Origin of the sequence: Endozoicomonas sp. G2_1 (genome assembly GCF_017744155.1) — a bacterium.
Taxonomy (GTDB): domain Bacteria; phylum Pseudomonadota; class Gammaproteobacteria; order Enterobacterales; family Alteromonadaceae; genus JAGHQT01.
Map to the genome: position 1 here is coordinate 1 of NZ_JAGHQT010000020.1, position 19,248 is coordinate 19,248.

At 39.8% G+C, this 19,248-nt stretch carries 20 protein-coding genes, 1 tRNA gene and 1 pseudogene; 3 read left to right on the forward strand and 19 right to left on the reverse strand.

The features are described from left to right. Positions 1-47 precede the first annotated feature (47 nt). Both J7384_RS16555 and J7384_RS16560 read left to right on the forward strand, forming a co-directional pair. Positions 48-124 (forward strand) — tRNA-Met (locus J7384_RS16555). 530 nt (positions 125-654) lie between these two features. Then, positions 655-861 (forward strand): DUF1653 domain-containing protein, encoded by a 207-nt coding sequence (locus tag J7384_RS16560; RefSeq protein ID WP_209115651.1) that lies wholly within the window; start codon positions 655-657, stop codon positions 859-861. Between the two features lie 16 nt (positions 862-877). Here J7384_RS16560 and J7384_RS16565 read toward each other — a convergent pair whose 3' ends face one another. After that, positions 878-1,867: an NAD(P)H-quinone oxidoreductase gene (locus J7384_RS16565; protein WP_209115652.1), complete on the reverse strand. Its 990-nt coding sequence runs from the start codon at positions 1,865-1,867 to the stop codon at positions 878-880. Positions 1,868-2,044: 177 nt separating this feature from the next. On the opposite strand from J7384_RS16565, the gene J7384_RS16570 reads away from it, so the two are divergent. Further along, positions 2,045-3,250 (forward strand): class I SAM-dependent methyltransferase, encoded by a 1,206-nt coding sequence (locus tag J7384_RS16570; protein WP_209115653.1) that lies wholly within the window; start codon positions 2,045-2,047, stop codon positions 3,248-3,250. A 42-nt stretch (positions 3,251-3,292) separates the two neighbouring features. Here J7384_RS16570 and J7384_RS16575 read toward each other — a convergent pair whose 3' ends face one another. From J7384_RS16575 to J7384_RS16665, 18 genes and pseudogenes are all read right to left on the reverse strand, one after another. Further along, on the reverse strand, positions 3,293-4,084 hold the full coding sequence (locus J7384_RS16575) for a transporter substrate-binding domain-containing protein (RefSeq protein ID WP_209115654.1): 792 nt from the start codon (positions 4,082-4,084) through the stop codon (positions 3,293-3,295). A 6-nt stretch (positions 4,085-4,090) separates the two neighbouring features. Then, on the reverse strand, positions 4,091-4,390 hold the full coding sequence (locus J7384_RS16580) for a PilZ domain-containing protein (protein ID WP_209115655.1): 300 nt from the start codon (positions 4,388-4,390) through the stop codon (positions 4,091-4,093). Positions 4,391-4,472: 82 nt separating this feature from the next. Next, positions 4,473-8,432 (reverse strand): ATP-dependent RNA helicase HrpA, encoded by a 3,960-nt coding sequence (hrpA, locus tag J7384_RS16585; RefSeq protein WP_209115656.1) that lies wholly within the window; start codon positions 8,430-8,432, stop codon positions 4,473-4,475. Positions 8,433-8,548: 116 nt separating this feature from the next. Beyond that, the gene (locus tag J7384_RS16590; protein WP_209115657.1) at positions 8,549-9,256 is read right to left on the reverse strand and encodes an alpha/beta hydrolase; all 708 of its coding nucleotides are present in this window, start codon (positions 9,254-9,256) and stop codon (positions 8,549-8,551) included. A 32-nt stretch (positions 9,257-9,288) separates the two neighbouring features. Beyond that, positions 9,289-9,624 carry a 5-carboxymethyl-2-hydroxymuconate Delta-isomerase gene (locus J7384_RS16595; RefSeq protein WP_209115658.1) on the reverse strand — a complete coding sequence of 112 codons (336 nt, stop codon included), beginning with the start codon at positions 9,622-9,624 and terminating at the stop codon, positions 9,289-9,291. A 226-nt stretch (positions 9,625-9,850) separates the two neighbouring features. Further along, a pseudogene (locus J7384_RS19465) lies at positions 9,851-10,660 on the reverse strand (serine hydrolase domain-containing protein). Positions 10,661-10,951: 291 nt separating this feature from the next. Continuing rightward, positions 10,952-11,533 (reverse strand): hypothetical protein, encoded by a 582-nt coding sequence (locus tag J7384_RS16610; protein ID WP_209115660.1) that lies wholly within the window; start codon positions 11,531-11,533, stop codon positions 10,952-10,954. Positions 11,534-11,827: 294 nt separating this feature from the next. After that, complete coding sequence (locus J7384_RS16615; protein ID WP_209115661.1) at positions 11,828-12,418, reverse strand: hypothetical protein; 591 nt, start codon at positions 12,416-12,418, stop codon at positions 11,828-11,830. Between the two features lie 109 nt (positions 12,419-12,527). Beyond that, positions 12,528-13,175, reverse strand: coding sequence for a hypothetical protein (locus J7384_RS16620; protein WP_209115662.1), 648 nt, complete (start codon positions 13,173-13,175; stop codon positions 12,528-12,530). A 531-nt stretch (positions 13,176-13,706) separates the two neighbouring features. Then, a complete protein-coding gene (locus J7384_RS16625) occupies positions 13,707-14,366 on the reverse strand; it encodes a hypothetical protein (protein WP_209115663.1) in 660 nt (219 codons plus the stop codon). Between the two features lie 267 nt (positions 14,367-14,633). Beyond that, positions 14,634-15,011 carry a hypothetical protein gene (locus J7384_RS16630; RefSeq protein WP_209115664.1) on the reverse strand — a complete coding sequence of 126 codons (378 nt, stop codon included), beginning with the start codon at positions 15,009-15,011 and terminating at the stop codon, positions 14,634-14,636. 195 nt (positions 15,012-15,206) lie between these two features. Continuing rightward, the gene (locus J7384_RS16635; protein WP_209115665.1) at positions 15,207-15,497 is read right to left on the reverse strand and encodes a hypothetical protein; all 291 of its coding nucleotides are present in this window, start codon (positions 15,495-15,497) and stop codon (positions 15,207-15,209) included. Between the two features lie 140 nt (positions 15,498-15,637). Next, entirely contained in the window at positions 15,638-16,096 is a 459-nt protein-coding gene (locus tag J7384_RS16640; protein ID WP_209115666.1) for a macro domain-containing protein, read from the reverse strand. A gap of 98 nt (positions 16,097-16,194) precedes the next feature. Beyond that, complete coding sequence (locus tag J7384_RS16645) at positions 16,195-16,437, reverse strand: hypothetical protein (RefSeq protein WP_209115667.1); 243 nt, start codon at positions 16,435-16,437, stop codon at positions 16,195-16,197. Positions 16,438-16,623: 186 nt separating this feature from the next. Then, complete coding sequence (locus J7384_RS16650) at positions 16,624-16,941, reverse strand: hypothetical protein (RefSeq protein ID WP_209115668.1); 318 nt, start codon at positions 16,939-16,941, stop codon at positions 16,624-16,626. A 687-nt stretch (positions 16,942-17,628) separates the two neighbouring features. Then, a complete protein-coding gene (locus tag J7384_RS16655) occupies positions 17,629-18,135 on the reverse strand; it encodes a hypothetical protein (RefSeq protein ID WP_209115669.1) in 507 nt (168 codons plus the stop codon). A gap of 457 nt (positions 18,136-18,592) precedes the next feature. After that, positions 18,593-18,811: a hypothetical protein gene (locus tag J7384_RS16660; RefSeq protein ID WP_348523885.1), complete on the reverse strand. Its 219-nt coding sequence runs from the start codon at positions 18,809-18,811 to the stop codon at positions 18,593-18,595. Positions 18,812-18,844: 33 nt separating this feature from the next. Continuing rightward, a complete protein-coding gene (locus J7384_RS16665) occupies positions 18,845-19,180 on the reverse strand; it encodes a YrhB domain-containing protein (protein ID WP_209115670.1) in 336 nt (111 codons plus the stop codon). Positions 19,181-19,248: the final 68 nt, after the last annotated feature.

Consider the following 19,248-nt stretch of genomic DNA (forward strand, 5'->3'; position numbering starts at 1 on the left):
ACGAATTAAAACTGTTGTGGCTTAACTTCTCAATGAAGTCATCCGGACGCGGGATGGAGCAGCCTGGTAGCTCGTCGGGCTCATAACCCGAAGGTCGTCGGTTCAAATCCGGCTCCCGCAACCAATTTCAAATCATCCTTTTCTCTTCTTAAAATACAAATCCCCCTAATTAACTTTAAGAAGCAAATTAAAATTTTTACTGTTTGACTTCTCAATAAAGTCAACTGGACGCTAGATACATCAGCTTGGTAGCTCTCCGGGCTCGCTAGCACAATAAACAGCCGAAGGTCGTCTTGTCTTCCTAAAATCCAAATCTCATAATCAATTTTAAAACAAGAATAGAACTGTTTTGGCTTAACTTCTCAATGAAGTCATCCGGACGCGGGATGGAGCAGCCTGGTAGCGCGTCGGGCTCGCTAATACAATAAGCGGCCGAAGGTCGTCATGTCTTTTTCAAATCCGGCTCCCGCAACCAATTCTTAGTGTTAATACCCCAAAAAATTTCATACCGACGTTATTAATAAGGCTGTAGTTATTTCTAGCAAAATAACGTAGTCGTGACCTAAATCATTTCAATAAGTTGTTTAATTGTATCAACTAAAGACTGCATGTTGGTGTTATCATAATGTTTTTAACTTATCCCCATATAGCCTTATGATCAAACTTGGAAAGTATCAACATTTTAAGGGTAACTACTATCAAGTGTTACACATAGCAAAGCACAGTGAAACAGAAGAAGTTCACGTTGTCTATCAACCGCTATATGGCGATCGTGAAATATGGATTAGGCCCTTATCAATGTTTGACGAAACAATAGAGCGCGATGGTAAAACGCTAAAACGTTTTACCTTTATTGAATAGATAACTTAGCTTAACGCTATTGCGCACCATTAAAGCGTGGCGAACTTAAAATCAATTTACCAATATTTTGGTTGCTCGCCATACGTTGATGAGCTAGCTCTACTTGTTGCCAGCTGTAACAGCTATCAATAATCGGCGTAATTTGCTTGTTCACTAGCATTGGATAGAAATCTCGACAAAAATCCTGCACCAAATCCGTTTTATAATCGTCACTTCTATTTCGCAGTGTCGATGCGTGAATGTTGACGCGCTTTAATAGTAATTTGGCGATATCGACCTTGTCACTGTAACGCCCCGACAACATGGCCAGCATCACAATGCGGCCATCAAGTGCTGACACGTTAATATTTCTAGTTAAATAGTCGCCGCCAACGACATCGAGTACAACGTCAAAACCTGTGGCGTAATGGGTTTTTGTCCATTCAACAAAATCGAGTTCTCGATAGTTAATAACGTGATCAGCGCCAAACTTTTCACAAGCCTGAACTTTTAATTGATTACTAACCGTAGTAACAACAGCAGCACCAACCGCTTTAGCCAGTTGAATTGCGGCGCTGCCAACCCCGCTCGCACCGGCGTGAATGAGCACACTGTCCCCCGGTTTGAGAGCAGCAATGGTAAATAAGCTTTGATAAGCGGTTAAAAACACCTCAGCTGTTGCCGCGCCTTGCTCGAAGCTAAAGTCATCAGGCAACGGTATCAAGTGAGATGCTTTTACTTTGGTGTACTCGGCATAACCTCCACCAGGTACCAAAGCACATACGCGCTGGCCAAGTTGCCAATCGCTAACACTTTTGCCAACTTGCTCAATAACGCCGGCAACTTCCAAGCCCAAAATAGGTGATTCACCCGCGGGAGCTGGGTATTTTCCCGCTCGTTGCAATAGGTCAGCTCGGTTAATACCACTGGCAGCGACTTTTATTAAACACTCATCAGCGTCAATAATAGGCTTTTCTATCGTCGCTATTAATGAGTTTTGCTCACCGTCAAAATCAATATATTCCATAAACTACTAGCATTAGCGATTGTCATTATCCAATGGTAGAAAAATCCGTTTTGCGCATCAAGCGATACTTGCTGAAAACGCTCTATGTCCTCAAGTCATATCAAGAAGCTTGTTGCTATTGCTCTAGAGCAAGGCTTTGCGTAAAATCGCCGCTCGTTTAATTTCCGGGGCCAACTTATGTCTGCACAAATATTCCTTAACCCAAGTCGCGAAAAATCTCTGTTGAGAAAGCACCCTTGGGTATTTTCAAAGGCAATTAAGCAGATTAAAGGTAAGCCTGGTATCGGCGAAACCGTTGACATATTTGACAACAAAGGCAACTGGCTAGCCAAAGGCGCGTATTCACCGGCGTCACAAATTCGCATCAGAGTGTGGAGTTTTGATAAAAATGAACAAATTGACCAGGCTTTTTTCGACAAAAAGCTCGCCAATGCTAAAGCCAGACGTCAGTTTTTTATCGAGCAAGGCGGCCTAACTGGTTACCGCTTGATCGCAGGTGAATCAGACGGACTACCGGGCGTAACCATTGATTGTTACGACAACCTATTAGTTTGTCAGCTGCTCAGCGCAGGTGCAGATTTTCAACGACTGGCCATTATCAATGGTTTAAAAGCGCTCTACCCTGGCTATCACATTTATGAGCGCTCAGATGTCGATGTCCGTAAAAAAGAGGGCTTAGAGCCTGTTACTGGTTGGTTAACATCACCAGATAACCCTGAAGATACCAGCCGAGTTATTAGCGAATACGGTATCGACATTAAAGTTGATGTAGCCGCTGGTCACAAAACGGGGTTTTATTTAGATCAACGCGAGTCACGTGCAGCAGCTGGCCGTTACGCCAAGGGTAAAGACATACTTAATTGCTTTTCATATACAGGTACATTCTCATTGCACTGCGCAAAAAATGGTGCAAAGTCTGTCACCAACGTTGATGTATCTGAACAAGCACTAAATCTAGCCAAAGAAAATCACCTACTTAACGAGCTTGATGGCGAACACATCCAATTTGTTAAAGCCGACGTGTTTAAACTACTGCGGACATACCGAGAGCAAGGTAAGCAGTTTGATATGATCATTCTTGATCCACCAAAATTTGTTGAGTCAAAAGCGCAACTAACGGGAGCATGTCGAGGCTACAAAGATATCAATATGTTGGCGATGCAATTGTTAAAGCCAGGTGGGATTTTATTAACCTTCTCGTGTTCGGGGTTAATGGAAGCGAATTTGTTCCAAAAAGTCGTCTCTGATGCAGCGCTTGATGCCAATAAACAAGCATTTATTGTCGAACGTCTGCAACAAGCACCAGATCATCCAATTGCTGCCAATTACCCTGAAGGTTATTACCTAAAAGGCTTAGTTTGCCAAGTCAATCAAAGCTTCTAAACAACCAAAGGTAGTGATGAGCTGTCAATATCAAACGTAACATTAGCTCTCTGGCAGTTTGCGCAGCACATCTGCCAGAGAGTGTTCACTCAAAGGGTTTTCTTGCTGCCAGCGGACAAAAGCGCGTTTTATTTCACCGACGACTTCAGACGAACTAGCTTTGCTAAGCGCCATGCAGTGAGTTGACTGTTCACTGGGATGAATTCTGCTGACTTTACTTACCGCAGACATGGGCTCCCCAAGCTGCTCAAGACGATAAGCCATTGACGCCTCACTTTGCACAATAAAATCGATGCGGCCAGCAAATAATTTATTAAAATTAAGACTTTCAGCGGTTGAAATATCCAAATGTACACCTTCAATAAAGCCAATTGAACGCAAAAATTGATGACTGTTGTCTTCTCTCATTACGCCAATGCGCAGCTTGTTGTCCAAAATATCAGCTAACGAACTAAACCTGACGTTATTGCTTGCCAAGCGATAAAGATAAATCGGCGTATTTGCTAGTACTGGACAAAACCAGTGAAAATAAGGCTCGCGCTCTGCAGAGCGATAAATCGAATAAATGAGGGTATTGGGTTGAGTTTTTGCTAGGTGAAGGCTTCTCGCCCAAGGGTTAACTCTTATTTGATAGGATAAATCGGTCAATGCGAGTATTGCTTTAACATTATCTGTCGCAATACCGCGTATTTCGCCTGAGGGCGATAGATAGTTATAAGGTGGCCAGTTTTCAGTAACTACATTAAGTGGCTCTGCGAAGACACCAGTGCTGAGCCAACCGATTAACAAGCTAAACGTCAAATACCGAACTAAAGCTTTGAACGTTAACACCATATTGGTTTAATCAAGTTCGTTGATTTCTACGCCCAACAAATAGCAATCACCACTTTCTTCTGTTACGCGCACAACTTTACCTTTGGCATTGAGCGCTTGCACCGTGCTAGTTGCCGACTCAACATGAACGCGAATATTAGTGCCCACTTCAATTGGGTGAGACATTTCAATTGCCATTCCCGTTGCGCTCAAATCTCGACAAGTTGCCGATACTTGGCTGTTGGCCTCATCATCAATAATCGTGACCATTACTTCACTGTTGATCAACATACGATAGAAACCGCGCTTATCATCAAAATTAATCATGTGTACTCCAAATCACACCAGAAAAATCATCATTTTCACACTATGGATAAGAATAGTGTGAATTGTAATGAAAATAAATAGCTTAGCTAAAAGATTTTAAATGATTCGCTATTCTCTTCGCCGAAATTGGGTATGCGGTCTTCAAATTTTGTGCGAATAACGAGACTCTAAACTCTTCGATCATCCAACGCGTTTCCAATAACTCTGCCGCAATTGGCTGGCTTTTTGGCTGCTGTTGCAGTAACTCTTGATAGCGCTGTTGCATTTTTTCTACTTCCAACATTTTCAAGCGATCTTGGGTTGGATCAATCGGCAGTTTCTCTAAACGGCGTAAAATAGCGTTTAAATAACGAATAATATCCGACAGGCGGTCAAATCCAGAGGCTGTGACAAAGCCTTTGTAAACCATATTGTCGAGCTGTTGCTTGATATCCCCTTGCGATTGAATCATGGCGAAGCCAAGACTACCTTTCAGTTTTTTACGAATATCATGGGCAAGGCTCAGCGCCTGTTCAAGTTTCAACGCGCCAGCAAGCACCAAATCGGCGATTTCTGCCCTGACCTCGTCTTTACAAGCGTCAAACTCTGATTCAGTACGCGGTATCACTGAGCGCTTTTCAACAAGGGCGCGTGCAGCGGCGTAAATACAATCGTCAAGCAACTCAGCAATCGAGCCAAATGGGTTAAAATACAGGCCCAGCTTTGCTTTATTGGGTAATTTCTCTTGTAAATACTTCAGCGGCGATGGCACATTTAGCAAAATTAACCGAGTAACACCGTCTAACATGGCTTGGTCGGCAAGCGCCTGTTGTTCAAACAGCTCAATGGCAACACTGGATTTTTTGTCGACTAACGCCGGAAACGCACGCATTGTGATATTGGCCACTTTTTTCTCATAGCCGGTTGGAATATCAGCAAAATCCCATGTTTTGATAGCTTTGCGTTCGATGCCTTTATCAGCAACCTTCTTAATTGACGCCTTCACTTTGCCTTGAAGTTCTGCTTTTAACTGGTCAAAATCGCGTCCTTGCTTGAGTAACTTGCCGTGTTCATCAAACACTTTAAAGTTCATCACTAAATGCGGTGGTAATTCAAGTGTCTGCCAGCAGTCTTCGGGCAAGCGCACCCCAGACATTCTCAGTAACTGTTTGGCGACTGCCTCAAATAAAGTGCCTTGTTCAGGGTGAATGTTGGCAACACAGGCATCGGCATAATTCGGCGCCGGCACAAAGTTACGGCGCAAAGTTTTAGGTAAACCTTTGATCATCGCAATAATAAGCTCGTGACGCAGCGCAGGTATCAGCCAATCAAATCCGCTATTTTCAACTTGGTTTAACAGTGCCAATGGAATATGGACGCTGATGCCGTCGTCTATTTCACCCGGATTGAAGTGGTAACTCAGCGGCAGTTGTATATTGCCCTGATGCCAAATATCAGGATAAGCATTCGCCGAAAGGTTTTCAGTATCCTCATTAAGTAAAAATTCGCGGGTGAAATTGAGGAGCTCAGGCGTTTTCGCTTTTTGTTTTTTCCACCAATTGAGAAAACCCCGCAGACTGATAACATCCTGTGGGATGCGCTCAGCGTAGAACTGATAAAGCTGCTCTTCATCAACCAAAAAGTCTCTGCGCCTAGCTTTTTGCTCCATTTCATCAATCGATGCGAGCAACGCCTTATTCGCTTTAAAAAATGGCTCGTGTAACTTAACGTCACCATTTACTAGCGCTTCGCGAATAAAAATTTCGCGACAAGTGTCAGGTTCAATAGCGTGAAAATTAACTTTGCGCTTAGCAACAATCACTAAACCGTATAGTGAAAGCTGCTGATAAGCCATGACCGCGGCTTGTTTTTTCTCCCAATGAGGTTCACTGTAACTGGCTTTAATAAGATGCCCAGCCAAGGGTTCAAGCCAGCTAACGTCAATTTTGGCCGCCATTCGCGCAAACAAGCGACTGGTTTCAACGAGCTCGGCAGCCATCAGCCACTTAGGGCTTTTTTTGACAAGGCCAGAACCAGGAAAAATAAAGAAGCGGCTATTACGGGCCCCCTTGTACTCGCGATTTTCATCGAGTTGGCCAATATGACTGAGCAGGCCGGAAAGTATCGATTGATGAATCAAGCTTGCGGCGCCAGCATCTTCAAGATCTATCTGGCTAATTTCGATTTTCAGTGAGTGTAACGTGAGTTTTAATTGGCTAAAAATATCTTGCCACTCGCGAATGCGAATATACGACAGATACTCTTTTTGACACAAACGACGAAATTGGTTGTTACTGAGTGCTTTTTGCTGCGCTTTAACGTATTGCCACAAATTGAGTAAGCTGAGAAAGTCGGATTCTTTGTCTTTAAAGCGGCTGTGTTTTTCATCGGCTGCTTGCTGCTTCTCGTGGGGACGCTCACGCGGGTCTTGAATGCTTAACGCACTGACAATTGCCAGTATCGGCTCAATACAACCAAACTTTTGCGCGGTTAAGATCATTTTTGCCAAACGCGGATCAATCGGGAACTTAGCTAAGATACGACCTGTACTCGTAAGCTGATGTTGACTACCGCCCTTGGGTTTAGCGCTGAGCTTGGCTTTCGATTTGCCGTTAGTTGCCGAGCCACTCGACATCGCGTCTAATTCTTCAAGTAAGCGAATACCATCGTTAATATTGCGCTTATCTGGCGGTTGAACAAACGGAAAATCGCTAATGTCGCCGAGATCTAACGCCAACATTTGTAAAATAACGGTGGCAAGGTTAGTGCGCAGAATTTCTGGGTCGGTAAACTCCGGCCGCGATAAATAATCTTCTTCCGAATATAAGCGAATACAAACACCAGAGGAAACTCGGCCACAGCGCCCTGCCCGCTGATTAGCACTGGCTTGAGACACATGCTCAATCGGCAAGCGTTGCACTTTGGTTCGATAACTGTAACGAGAAATACGGGCGGTACCGGGATCGATAACGTATTTTATGCCAGGAACCGTTAAACTGGTTTCGGCAACATTGGTTGCAAGTACAATATTACGGCCGCTATGGGGCTGAAAGATGCGGTTTTGCTCTTGGACGGTTAATCTAGCATACAAAGGCAAAATATGAGTATGGCGCAAGTTTTCCCGCTCAAGCGCTGCCGCAGTGTCGCGTATCTCGCGCTCACCGTTTAAAAAGATCAAGATATCCCCTTGACCATTAGCCGCGCCCGGTAAATGGGTTAACTCGTCGACCGCTTGCAAAATACCACTAATAACATCGGGGTCGTCCTGCTCTGCCAGAGGACGATATAAAACCTCGACCGGGTAAGTACGACCAGATACTTCGATGATTGGTGCCGGCTTGTTGTTAACATCAGCAAAGTGCTTGGCAAAGCGCTCTGGGTCAATGGTTGCCGAGGTAATAATCACTTTAAGATCTGGGCGCCTTGGCAAAATTTGTTTGATATAGCCAAGAATAAAGTCAATATTAAGGCTGCGCTCATGGGCTTCATCAATAATCAAGGTATCGTATTGACGCAACAGGCGATCTTGTTGCATTTCAGCCAATAAAATACCGTCGGTCATCAACTTGATGTAGGTTCTGTCGCTGACTTGATCGGTAAACCTAACTTTATAACCAACCAACTCACCCAACTGACTATTGAGCTCTTCGGCAATGCGTGTGGCAACTGTGCGCGCAGCAATTCGCCTTGGCTGGGTGTGACCAATTAACCCGTCGATACCTCGCCCTAATTCCAAACAAATTTTAGGGATTTGGGTTGTTTTACCTGAACCTGTTTCACCAGCGATAATCACCACTTGATTATCGCAAATTGCTTGACTTATTTGCTCGACACTTTGCGATACCGGCAAGCCTTGAGGGTAAACAATTGCTGGTTTTTGGCTTTGTTTGAGCTTCTTCTGTGCAATTGATTGCTCAATGTTATCTTTTATTTGCGACAATACCTTGGCTTGCTTGTCAGCGTCTTGTATTTTCTTAATACCTTGTAGCCGCTTTTTAAAGCGACCAATATCAGGTTTTTTGGCTTGCTCTAGCAAATTATAAAGAGAAGAAAAATTGCTCATTCAACAGACAGTGGAAATTCGGGGGAAATTGCGTTAGATCCTACCAATTTTCAGCCATCACGCGCAATAGTCGTTTGAAAATCAATGATTAACTAAGCACCAAATTAGCACTAGTGCTAATCCTGCTTTTGCCCTTCTGCCGTTATAAAGCTGCCATGTTGAAGATAGTGAATAACTTGTTTAATCACTTGCTTATTCTTCATCATAAAAGGATGTGTTACCGGCATTACAAGATGAGCGTTCATTCCCTCAAGCTTGGTGCTTTCAATAGAAACCTTACCATCGTCAGTGCCGGGGATTAACTGGGATAAAATTAAGTTGATACTACGGGTGCCAGCAATAATACCGAGATCAAAATCTGCGTTACCAAGCTGGTTTGGCACACTCAATTCGCCAGTGCCAAGCTGTAAACCCGCTTGCCCATTGATAAATTCAAAACCCGGTACCTTAGCGAGTTTGTCGACCACTTCACTGCCCTTGTTTGGCGGGCCAAGCATAACAACGCGATGCAGCTGTTCAATATCAGTTGTGCTCAAATATTGCCTGACTAAAATACCACCAAGCGAATGCGTGACAAAACTGACTTTAGCATCTTTTGGGCATTGAGCCAGTGCTGGGGTAATCGCCTTTTCTGCAAGCAATTCAATAGGAAAATCTCGAGAAGGATAACCTTGATTAACAACAGTAAAGCCAGTCTGCGACAAGCTTTCGTCAAGCTTATTCATAGAATCAGGCGAACGAGCTAAACCGTGCAGTAAAATAACGCAGGATGCGAAAGATGATGAGCTCACCAGCAATAATATAGTAAAGAGAACTATTTTCATGTCGTTATGCTGCGCTCTTCATACCTTGGATGTTAAACAATGACTTTAGCGTAACTCGCTTTATCGATATCGGCGACTTCGACGGATATGGAGCAACCTTCTAACGCCATTGTTTGTAATTGTTGCAAAACCAAACCCGTTAACATTGATTTTTGTTCAGCGCTTCGACCGGGCAGAATTCTCATAGTAACGTGGATAAAATCAAGATTTACCGAGCCCGTTTTAAAGCTCTGATAAGGCATAGCTCTAACTTTAATATCGCTGCCTTCTGATTGAAATAAATCGGATGCTAGCGCCCCTTGGTGAACAAGGTTGACTAATAGCTCGCCGTTGAGGCGCGATGAATACTCGATAATACAATGTGGCAATCTTGTTTCCTTTAATGTAGACAGTATGTTCGACTATGACGTTTTATAATATATCGCTCAATTTGGTATCTAACGCGGCATAAATTAACTTTCTAAGCTCTATAAATCCAATGCCGTGAGTATTATTCGTCAAAAAAATTTAGACTTCATCTTTTTCAGTATTTCTAATTAAATAAAATCTAAAACCGAGCCAACTTCCGGAATGAGCAACAATCGATGGAAACTCTCAGTCAATTGACCAACCAAAGCCATAATAAGACTTTGAGCCATCGTTTAACACCGCAGGTAAAAAAGCCTCCTTCTTAAGCTTTGCTGGTATTAATTTATTGTAGAGCAAACCATAGTGCCATTTAAGTAAATCGTCAGTTGTCGAATAAACTGCGCCATCGCCAGTTACTCCCTCAAGATGGTACAAATCATAAACTTCGTCGCCACTTTGCCCAAAAACCCTAGAGCCAAAATTTTGATTTTCTGACAGCACTGTAAAAATTCGAGTATTCCTCATACCCAATAGTTTAAATATATATTGAGTAGAATAGTCCTCAAGAGATTGACCAGATATTTGTTCGACTAAATGCGCAAGAACGACATAGCCCGTATTATTTTAATCAAATCGAGCCCCGGGATTAAACGCTAAGTCGGGAGTGAATCTCTTTAATAAATTAACCATATCTTGATTGGTAAAATCTCTTATCTGCCAATGCTTATCGGTTAATTTCTCGTAGTCGATTGTACCTGATGTGTGATTTAGCAAATGCCGAATTCTAATGTCTGCGTATGGAAAATCAGGAAGATGGAACGCTACCTTTTGATCAAATGTTAGTTTGCCTTGATGATTAAGCAGCATAATTGCCATCGCCGTAAATTGCTTAGATACAGAGCCGACATTAAAAGGTGATTGTGAAGAGATCAAATCGTCTCGGTGCACGTGAACCTTACCAACGACTTTTCTAAATAAGATTTCTCCTTTACGGGCAAACAAAAAACCCCCGCTCACTTGGTTATCTACACTCAATTCATCAAGTTTTTTATTCAATGCTAGTAACTTATCTTTTTCTTTATTATTTGAATTTACAAAGTTGGCTTTGCTCTCAAAGCAGAAAAAAGTACGACAATGAACAGCTGTACTAGTGCAAAAAACTTCATTTAACAGTCCTTAGCACTTTAAAAGTGCGTGCTAGTCAGCAAAGCATCAATAGCGTAAACTTGACTCAATAGCTAATTTACCCCTAATTACATTCTATTAACCCAGCTCTAATGATAGCCCACTGAGCCAAATCAGTGGTATACCATAATTACTATTGTTTCACCTACCTATGAGATCGATTTAGTACTTAGCATTCTGTATGGATTTACTGTATTTGAAATCTATAATCGTAATGACAATCAAAACAGTCAGCACAAAACTGGTTGCTACATCAATAGTGGTCAAGGCTACCTGGTGTTGCGAAGTCTCAGAGACTTCGCTCAAACTTGGTAACCACAACAAAGTGCTTAATCCGGTGATATAACAGGTATTCGTTGCAAGCCATACCTTTTGTTCAGAATAAAAACCGTCACCAATAGCAATCACCAGTATCCAAAAAGTGGATAAAGCTAATGACCACAAGAGTAGAAAAATTGAATCAGAAAACGTCGAGAGATAGTAGCCGGCAAATACAAATAAAAACCATGTCAGTAATGCTATTGCTAGGCCACACAATGACTGCCACCTTTGCATTTCGGTGATGCTAAAATAAAAGTTATCATCAAGTGCTATTTTAAAACGAAGCAAGAAAATAAATACAACATATAAATAAACGTTGAAATCTAAATCTGAGATTGACTTATCAAAGTCCCTTAAACCAAAAAACAATGCACCAATGAAAATGGTAAAAGCAGTCCAACTCAAACTGATTAACTTTTCCATAAGTCAGTCCTTTTAATTTGCCTAAAAATACAGCGACCGTCGTTAACGCTAGCTGCGTTGATTACAAAGTGTAATACCTATTGCTTTCAAAAAACATGCAGTATTCTCACATACGGCCAACTAATACCAACAGCCAAAAGTAACGCTCAGTATTACATGGCATACAATTAATTTTATTCTTAGTGGTCGTTCTTTTGTGTTACCTAATTTTAGTCCATATGATGTATTTGTTTTGATTTAAATTGGCGAATAAAACCACAAGCTATAATGACATACCAAGCTGTCATCATAATTTTAACCAGAATACCCTGCACACAGCGCTTTAGCGCTAGAATACTGCGCTAATATTTTTGGGGACCTTGTGTCGGTTTCAATAGTCACTGAATAACTGGTTACAAATGGACGAGATTCAGTAAGCGTTACTCTATAGTGTAAATCAGGTTCAACTTCTAACACGTAGTACGAATCCCCCGTTAAACCGCCTCCACCAACAGCGTAATAACCGATATTTGCGACGATTTTGCCGTTTGGTAACCAAGTTTCTTGAGTTGTATTATCTTTATTTACTGACGCTTTACCTATGGCTTTTTTACTGTCACCACAAAAATCGCTGTACAAATATGAATCTAAATATGCAAACGCTTTAATTAAAGGAGGTAAATGGTTTGCTGAAAAATTTGAGGTATGAAAAGTCAATTTGGCTCTTTTGTTTGTATAAGAGCTTTCAAATGAGTTTGATAGTTCCCTGCTGGACTGGCAACCAGTCAATGCGATCACTAGTCCCCCAATAAATAATAGTTTGTTAATTTTAGTCATGTTTATTGCTCTTAATTTTAAACAACAGGCCACGCTACCATTAATAGCATACAAAGCTTTAATTGACACACTAACAGTACTAAAGCAGTCAACTGTTAACAAAGGTTGATAATAAACGGTTAATGGACTTGTTCAACCGCTCATTACCAAAACTAACTCAGATAATTTAAATACATTGCTACGCTTGGTTAGCCATCCCCCTCGCCGTTAGCAGTGAATATTGATAACGCCAATATGCCTCCGAAGATAGAAGCCCTTTTGATTGTGTATCTTTGATAAAATTCAGGATTGTTTCTTCAATTACACTTGCAAACGCATCTGCTGGAGTTGTTGGCTGCACGTTGTCAAACGGGGCTTTCTTGTTGCCAATGGTCGTATGCAATGCGTGCTTGTAGCGCTCTGTTAATTGCGTACCTTTACCATCGTCAAACTCAATTGTAATCTCATAGTAGTCGCTGACTAAAGAGCCAGATGCGCCAAATGTTAAACCAGTTCCGAAACCTTTTAGAGCAGCGTCGCTCAAATCAGCAATATTATTTACAACCACTTTAATTGACGCGTCAGGATCTTCATCAGTTATTTCAACAACCCCTGTTGCGCGCAAGGTTCTTTCAACGTGGCCTCTGACTTCTTTGTTGGCTCGAGAAAACAATTCTCCGTTGCGCTGGAACTCAACCAGTACTTGCGTTTTGTATTTTTTGGTAACTGGTAAAACATCGTCATAAGTCGCATCTGCAAAACTTGGATCAATGTACGTTTTAGGCGATATACAGCCAGTTATTAAAAGCAGAAATAATATCGGAAGTACTAATTTGCTAACTCTCATTTTTCCCCCTAGTGTGAAAATTTATATGTTTTTTTGTTTTATTGGTAAATTCAGCAACTAATACCTTCTGACATAACAATTGTTAATATCGAAACATTTGTTAGCTACTGCAAAATTCACTGTACTTTAATTTTACATATAAAACAATTAGTTGAGTGTGCCTTATAGTTTCTACAACCAAATGTAGAAACTATAAGGTACACAATAGGCATGACTTCTAAATTAAAGGTTTACACTGTTTGTAGTAGCTCATTTCAAAAACATGGAGTAGAGCTCAATTGTTTGAGCTAGCGCTCATACTTTGTCAATATTTATGACTATATTCGAGCTCTGATAATAGTTTTTCACATAATAGATCAAGCAACACTGCAGTACTTTTGCGCGATAAGTAGGAGGACTATGGCAAAGGATAGCAAACGTGGACAATAAATTTACGAGCTATTTCTGATATTACGCCATTAATATACTTACCTAAAACAAGGACTTAAAAAGGGCTATATACTTTTAGGAGACTCTCTTTAGGTGATGATTTTATGATAGATTCAGCTGCTCTATAGACTTGGTATCATAAAATTGAAATTGGATCGGGCAATTATGCTCGGCCATCTTGCGCCATGTTTGAATTTTTTGTTTGGCGCTGTCTGTATTCCAAAACGACTGCACCAATTCAAGATACTTGAGAACGGCTGTTTTATGGCCTTGATTATAGAGTGCCCTAATCAAAGTCATATCAGGGCCAAAACTATTTAAGTTTGGTGAACCTTCAGTTTTTGTTGATTTAAAAAGGTAACGAATGGCTTGGTCTGAATCCCCTATATTTAAAGCCATCCAACCTCGAGCGATATTGGTTAAATGCACTACATCGCCTGATTTAGCATGAAAAGGTTTGTTTTTCTCAAGGTCTTGATATCGACTAACATTATTCAATGCCACGTCTTGGGAATCAAACATCGCACTCAATACCGTAACTCGGTACAAAAAAACTGATTTTTCAATGTTATCAAGGCTATTAAAATTGACTCCTTTTAGCTCGACAATCGCTTCTTGATATAGTTCGCGATTGACTTGCTCATAATACGCCAACCTAGTTTTAACATAGGTAATGTACTTCGGATCCTCGCAACTCACGTACTTAGTCGCATAAATACTGGGCGTAAAAAACATTAACGCTGCAATAAATATGATTTTCATTTGATATAGCATTCCTTATTCAAAATATTCTATTACTTGTAAAACCGTTAAGCTGTTTTACAAATTTTCCATTGGCTCAATGTTAGTCGTCCAATTGACGAACATGAGTTCACTAAACTCACCTGTTTCTGTCGGTAAAACGCCAGTACTGCAGTAAACAGGAAAGAGACTTTGATCTTAATAACATGTCGCAGGCGTCGCCATTTCTTTGTGTTTCAAATGGCATTGAGCGAACACTCGGGATAAAGATATAGAAACATACTACGTTTATAGCCAAGATAGGAACTCAGAGCGTTCTCGATTGCTCGAGTGCTCTAGTATGGCTTCAATCAATTGCAATAAATCAGATTTTTTACATTGCCTACCTATTAACCTAGATAAAAAGCTTGGTTTGGGACAGTTGTCACTTAAGTATTGAGCCAATTTCACTGTATCTGATTGAGAAACAACCAACACTTCACCATCAAACATACCTTCCATTGGGTCAATAGGACACCACAAGCTCTCGCTATCAGAAGCAATACAATAATAATGTTTGCCGACGCCGATTTGTTCATGTAAATCGAACAAACCATCAACACTTCCATCAGAAATAGCGCTAAACTTCCAGACAACTTTTTGTTCCAACGTTACAAAACGACTCATATATTTCCCGTCATAATAAGCTAATTAGGTAGTCACTCGATTAATAGCGCAATTAAATCAAAGTAGATATTGCACTGAGCTTTTAAAACGATTTGATTTGAGCAACTCACCTGTTTCCGCGTGATAATAATTAATGCCTGAATAGTTAAAGTGATATTCATCTCTAACACACCTTGCGGTGTTGCCACTCAATTTTTAAATTTCTTTAAGGTAACTTGGATCTTTATCACTGTCTGAGAACAGCGCTAATGTCGACTTAGCTCCTGAGTTAGTCGGTTTATTATTTTTTAATCGTTCAAACTGCTCGGCTCTATAGTCTCTTAATATGCCACATAAATGACGCTCGCCAGCTACCAGTTTACCGTCAATAGTTACCCCTGATGAAAAGTAGTCATCTGCGCAAAGCTTTTGCGCCAACTTAAGTTCTGAATGTTCACTCTCTACCTCACCAAATGAGGGGTGAATAAACACAGATTTAGAGGTCATAGGCGTGACCCCACAGGACGATAAAAGTGTCGCAAAAGGTAACGCTATAATCAATTGGCGTTCAGATTTCATCAAATCTCAAATTAAAATTAACTCACTCTTAGTGAGAACATTAATACAGAAAGTTATTTGTGAATATTTTATTGTGGCGCAAACTTCACTAACGTATGGTTTTCGTCCGCTAGTTCGGAATCAATAATTTGAGATATTGTATGCCAATTGCCTCCTGCCAACCCAGCACCAATTAATGGATAACCAATTCGAGCACCACTAAAATTTACCTTAAGTAAGGAGAACACACGCCGAATAGCATCATAATCTGCTTTCGTGCCGCGCCCCCTCCAATTGAACTGAGTGTAAGCATTAATAATGGTAATAGATTTTCCGTTTCTGTGAACCGTTGCTTCTGAATATGAACCAAGCTTTTCTTTTGAGCCTTTTTGTGTTTCAAGATCAGCTTTGTACGCTTGAGGGAATTCAGCCTTAATTGCTTTGGCAATACCAGCCCCCATGGTACAAAAACAATTACAACCATGAATAATGACATCAAATTCACCATTTAACGCCAGCTTGATTAAATCTCCCTCAATTATTTTCACAATAACTCCTTAATACCATGAAGACTTGACCTTTCTGCTAAGTTTACGGTTTGCCAATAGAAGTTAGGCGTCATGTATCACGCTTACTTTTATTGTATTTACATCTTAGAATTTGACTTTGCTAACACTGTTTTTATCGCAAAAAATATGTCAACTAAAATACCTAATACGGTAATGCACAAAACAGCAAACATTGGAAAAAACAAAATACCAACGCCTGTTGTGAAGCTTGCAAATGACATGACACCACTAATAAGCACTACCGATAATTGCCAAATTAAATTTTCAAACTCAGTATTTGCAAATACTTTCAGCGGCTTTATATAGTGTTTTATTCTCAAATTAAATCCTATTTTGATAAATCTTTTTAACTGAGAGCGTAAATTGCTTTAACTACAACACAATACCTAAAAGCAATATTCTTCTGTAACATTGAAGCTATGTAAAAAGCTTGATTTTGCCATATGTAGTTACAAAGAAAAAAATACTAAAAACAGTGGAATGTAGCTATTATCATGAAGCGCTTGCTAATCGGTATTTTTTAGGAGCCGTAAACCTATAAAAATTAAAACGATACCGGCCAATATAAGCTTAAACGCTGCGATAGTTAACAACTGATAACCTAACTTGCCCTCAACAATCATTACACCAGTTTGCTTTTCAATTTTATCTAGTAGCTCGGGTGATATATCTTCATCACTATTGTTTAACTCGTGTTGCAAATATTCGTTGGCTATATCTATTGGAGAACCCATATGATTAGAATCTGAAGCCGTGACATTAACTGCAGACCAAATAAAATAAAGACCCAGCAAGACGATTAAGAAAGATCTGGCTTTTTTCATAAAACTTAATAATTAACAGACTTTTTTTGATAGCCTAGCTATATGTTGTGAGCCATTTTATATAAAAAGAAAAATTTACAAAAGGTTGAGACAAAACAACTAGCATTTTAGATAAGTGCTTATATGTTAACACTAAACTTCATTGAGCCATTCTGGCTGCTTTCGGACAAAATTCAATTATCTATCGCTCACCATACTTAGGAACATCGAATCAATCGAATTATAACTTACGCAATGATGCTTAACATGTGAAAAGTCATCTCATTGTGTTGCTATCAATAATGAATAAAACCAATTTACTGTAAAATAAATGCTTATCGCAGAACAAATACTAAGAAACAGCGCTAACTTTGTATACCTAACCAAAGCCAAATAACTAGAAAAAACAAATATGAAGCAAGATATATACATACCCGACAAGTAGACTTTAGCCCTTAGCTCAACAATAAAACTCGTCGCCTCTCCTAACACATAAATCTGTGAAAATTCAGCCAATGTTAGAATCGATAAAAGGAGACACCAAATACTAAACAGTTTTAAAAGAAAATAGCTATCCTTGCAAAACCCAACGTTCAATTAACCTCTCCAATTTCTAAGATATACATTATTAAAATGCTGTGGATGTTTGCTTAAAGCAACAAACTTCTATAAGGGCGCCAAAGTATAGGTGTTTTTTAACTTTCAAGATTAAGGCGATAAAATTCGTTCATGCCAATTATAACTAATTAGCCAATTACTATTGTACTTCTCAAAACAAGTACCATGTGAAACACTGTTAACTCTAGCCAAGCAGTCTTCAGTATATGTTTTATTAGAGTTATAAACGACTCCCGCTAAAAGGACTTTATTTTTATAGGGAATCGAACCTATATGAAAGAAAACCTCCCCATCAATAACCTTGGCAAAAAATAAAGAATGTTCTTTTAACTGCGTTTCCCAAATACTCAGTTGCTGTTGTGATACGGTTGTGCCAGGCTGAAAGTACTCGGCAGTGATACTGCCATATTTATACCCTACTTCTTTTACATTCGGTTTTGTCAAAATAGAGCGAGCAAAAGTTGCATAATCATGGTGTTTAAAATAAAGGTTTGCATAAATACGAAACTTTTGAACGTAAATATTTAAGGAATAGTGATAAAGATACCCACCAAAAGCCATGACGCCGATGAAAATTATCAATAAGTACTTTTTCAATAGCCCTCCTTATTCAGTTAAACAACGTTACTTAACAAATTGACTTTTCATAGAAAATATTAGCACCAGCATTTAATCTCAAAAACTTAGAAGCGAAAGTCCATTGTTCACGTCACAGTAATTTTTAATTAGTAATTGAGTCACGTGGCCAAATTTTCTCAAGAATGCAGAGTAAAAAAACATTATTCCGCTTTAAAGCTAACTATTTTAACTTGGTTTTTTGCGGTGACTACGAACCAAATGATACAAAACACCAGCCATTAAACTAAAGAAAAAACGACCACAAACCACACTGGTTTATTTTTTGATCTTTAGAGGCTAGTCAACATAGCCCTCCAGAAGACGCTACATTTTTTACATGTCTATCAAATATAATTGTCAATTCCCATTACTGTGTAACGTGATGTGGTATTTCAACACCGCCATATTGCGATGTTCGATAAACATTACGATTAAACTAATTTACCCTTTTGACTCTTGAGTGTTTTTCCGACGAAAATTCGTGATAGATGTCGTCTAAGTATTTTTCGAGTTCACTTTCTTTTAATTCTGACGGAATTACTACATCATAAACTCGTGAACGAATACCTATATCTGGCTCATTGAACAACTGCCACTCTTTGTCTTTTCTGACAACAGACATAGGTTTGCCAAAAACACTAAATTTAATTAACACACTAGATCCTCCCAGATAGATAATGCCCTACAATTATTCCTTAAATGGATCACCATTTTTTAAGTAATTGTTTACGTAATATTCAATTGGATGAGCAGTGCCAGTGTGAATTAAATCAGTTCTAGCTTTATCCACAATAATTGGTGCATTTCCACCTAACGCATATTCCCAATTATTAGTTTCAATGAACTTCTTATCGTTAAAATAAAACACCCAGCCAAAGTCATGTGTTTTCGTATGCTTTTCATCGATAACTAATTTAATATTTGGATTGACGTAGTTAGGTAACGCGCAACCAAATTCATTAACCTTTTTTTCTTCAACTTGGAGATATTGATTAACTAGATCTCTGGCTTGAGAAATATTCATTGTTTACCTCCCCCTCAACACAGGGCTTCAAATATTGGGCTAAATCTTAAAATCAACTTAAAAACGAG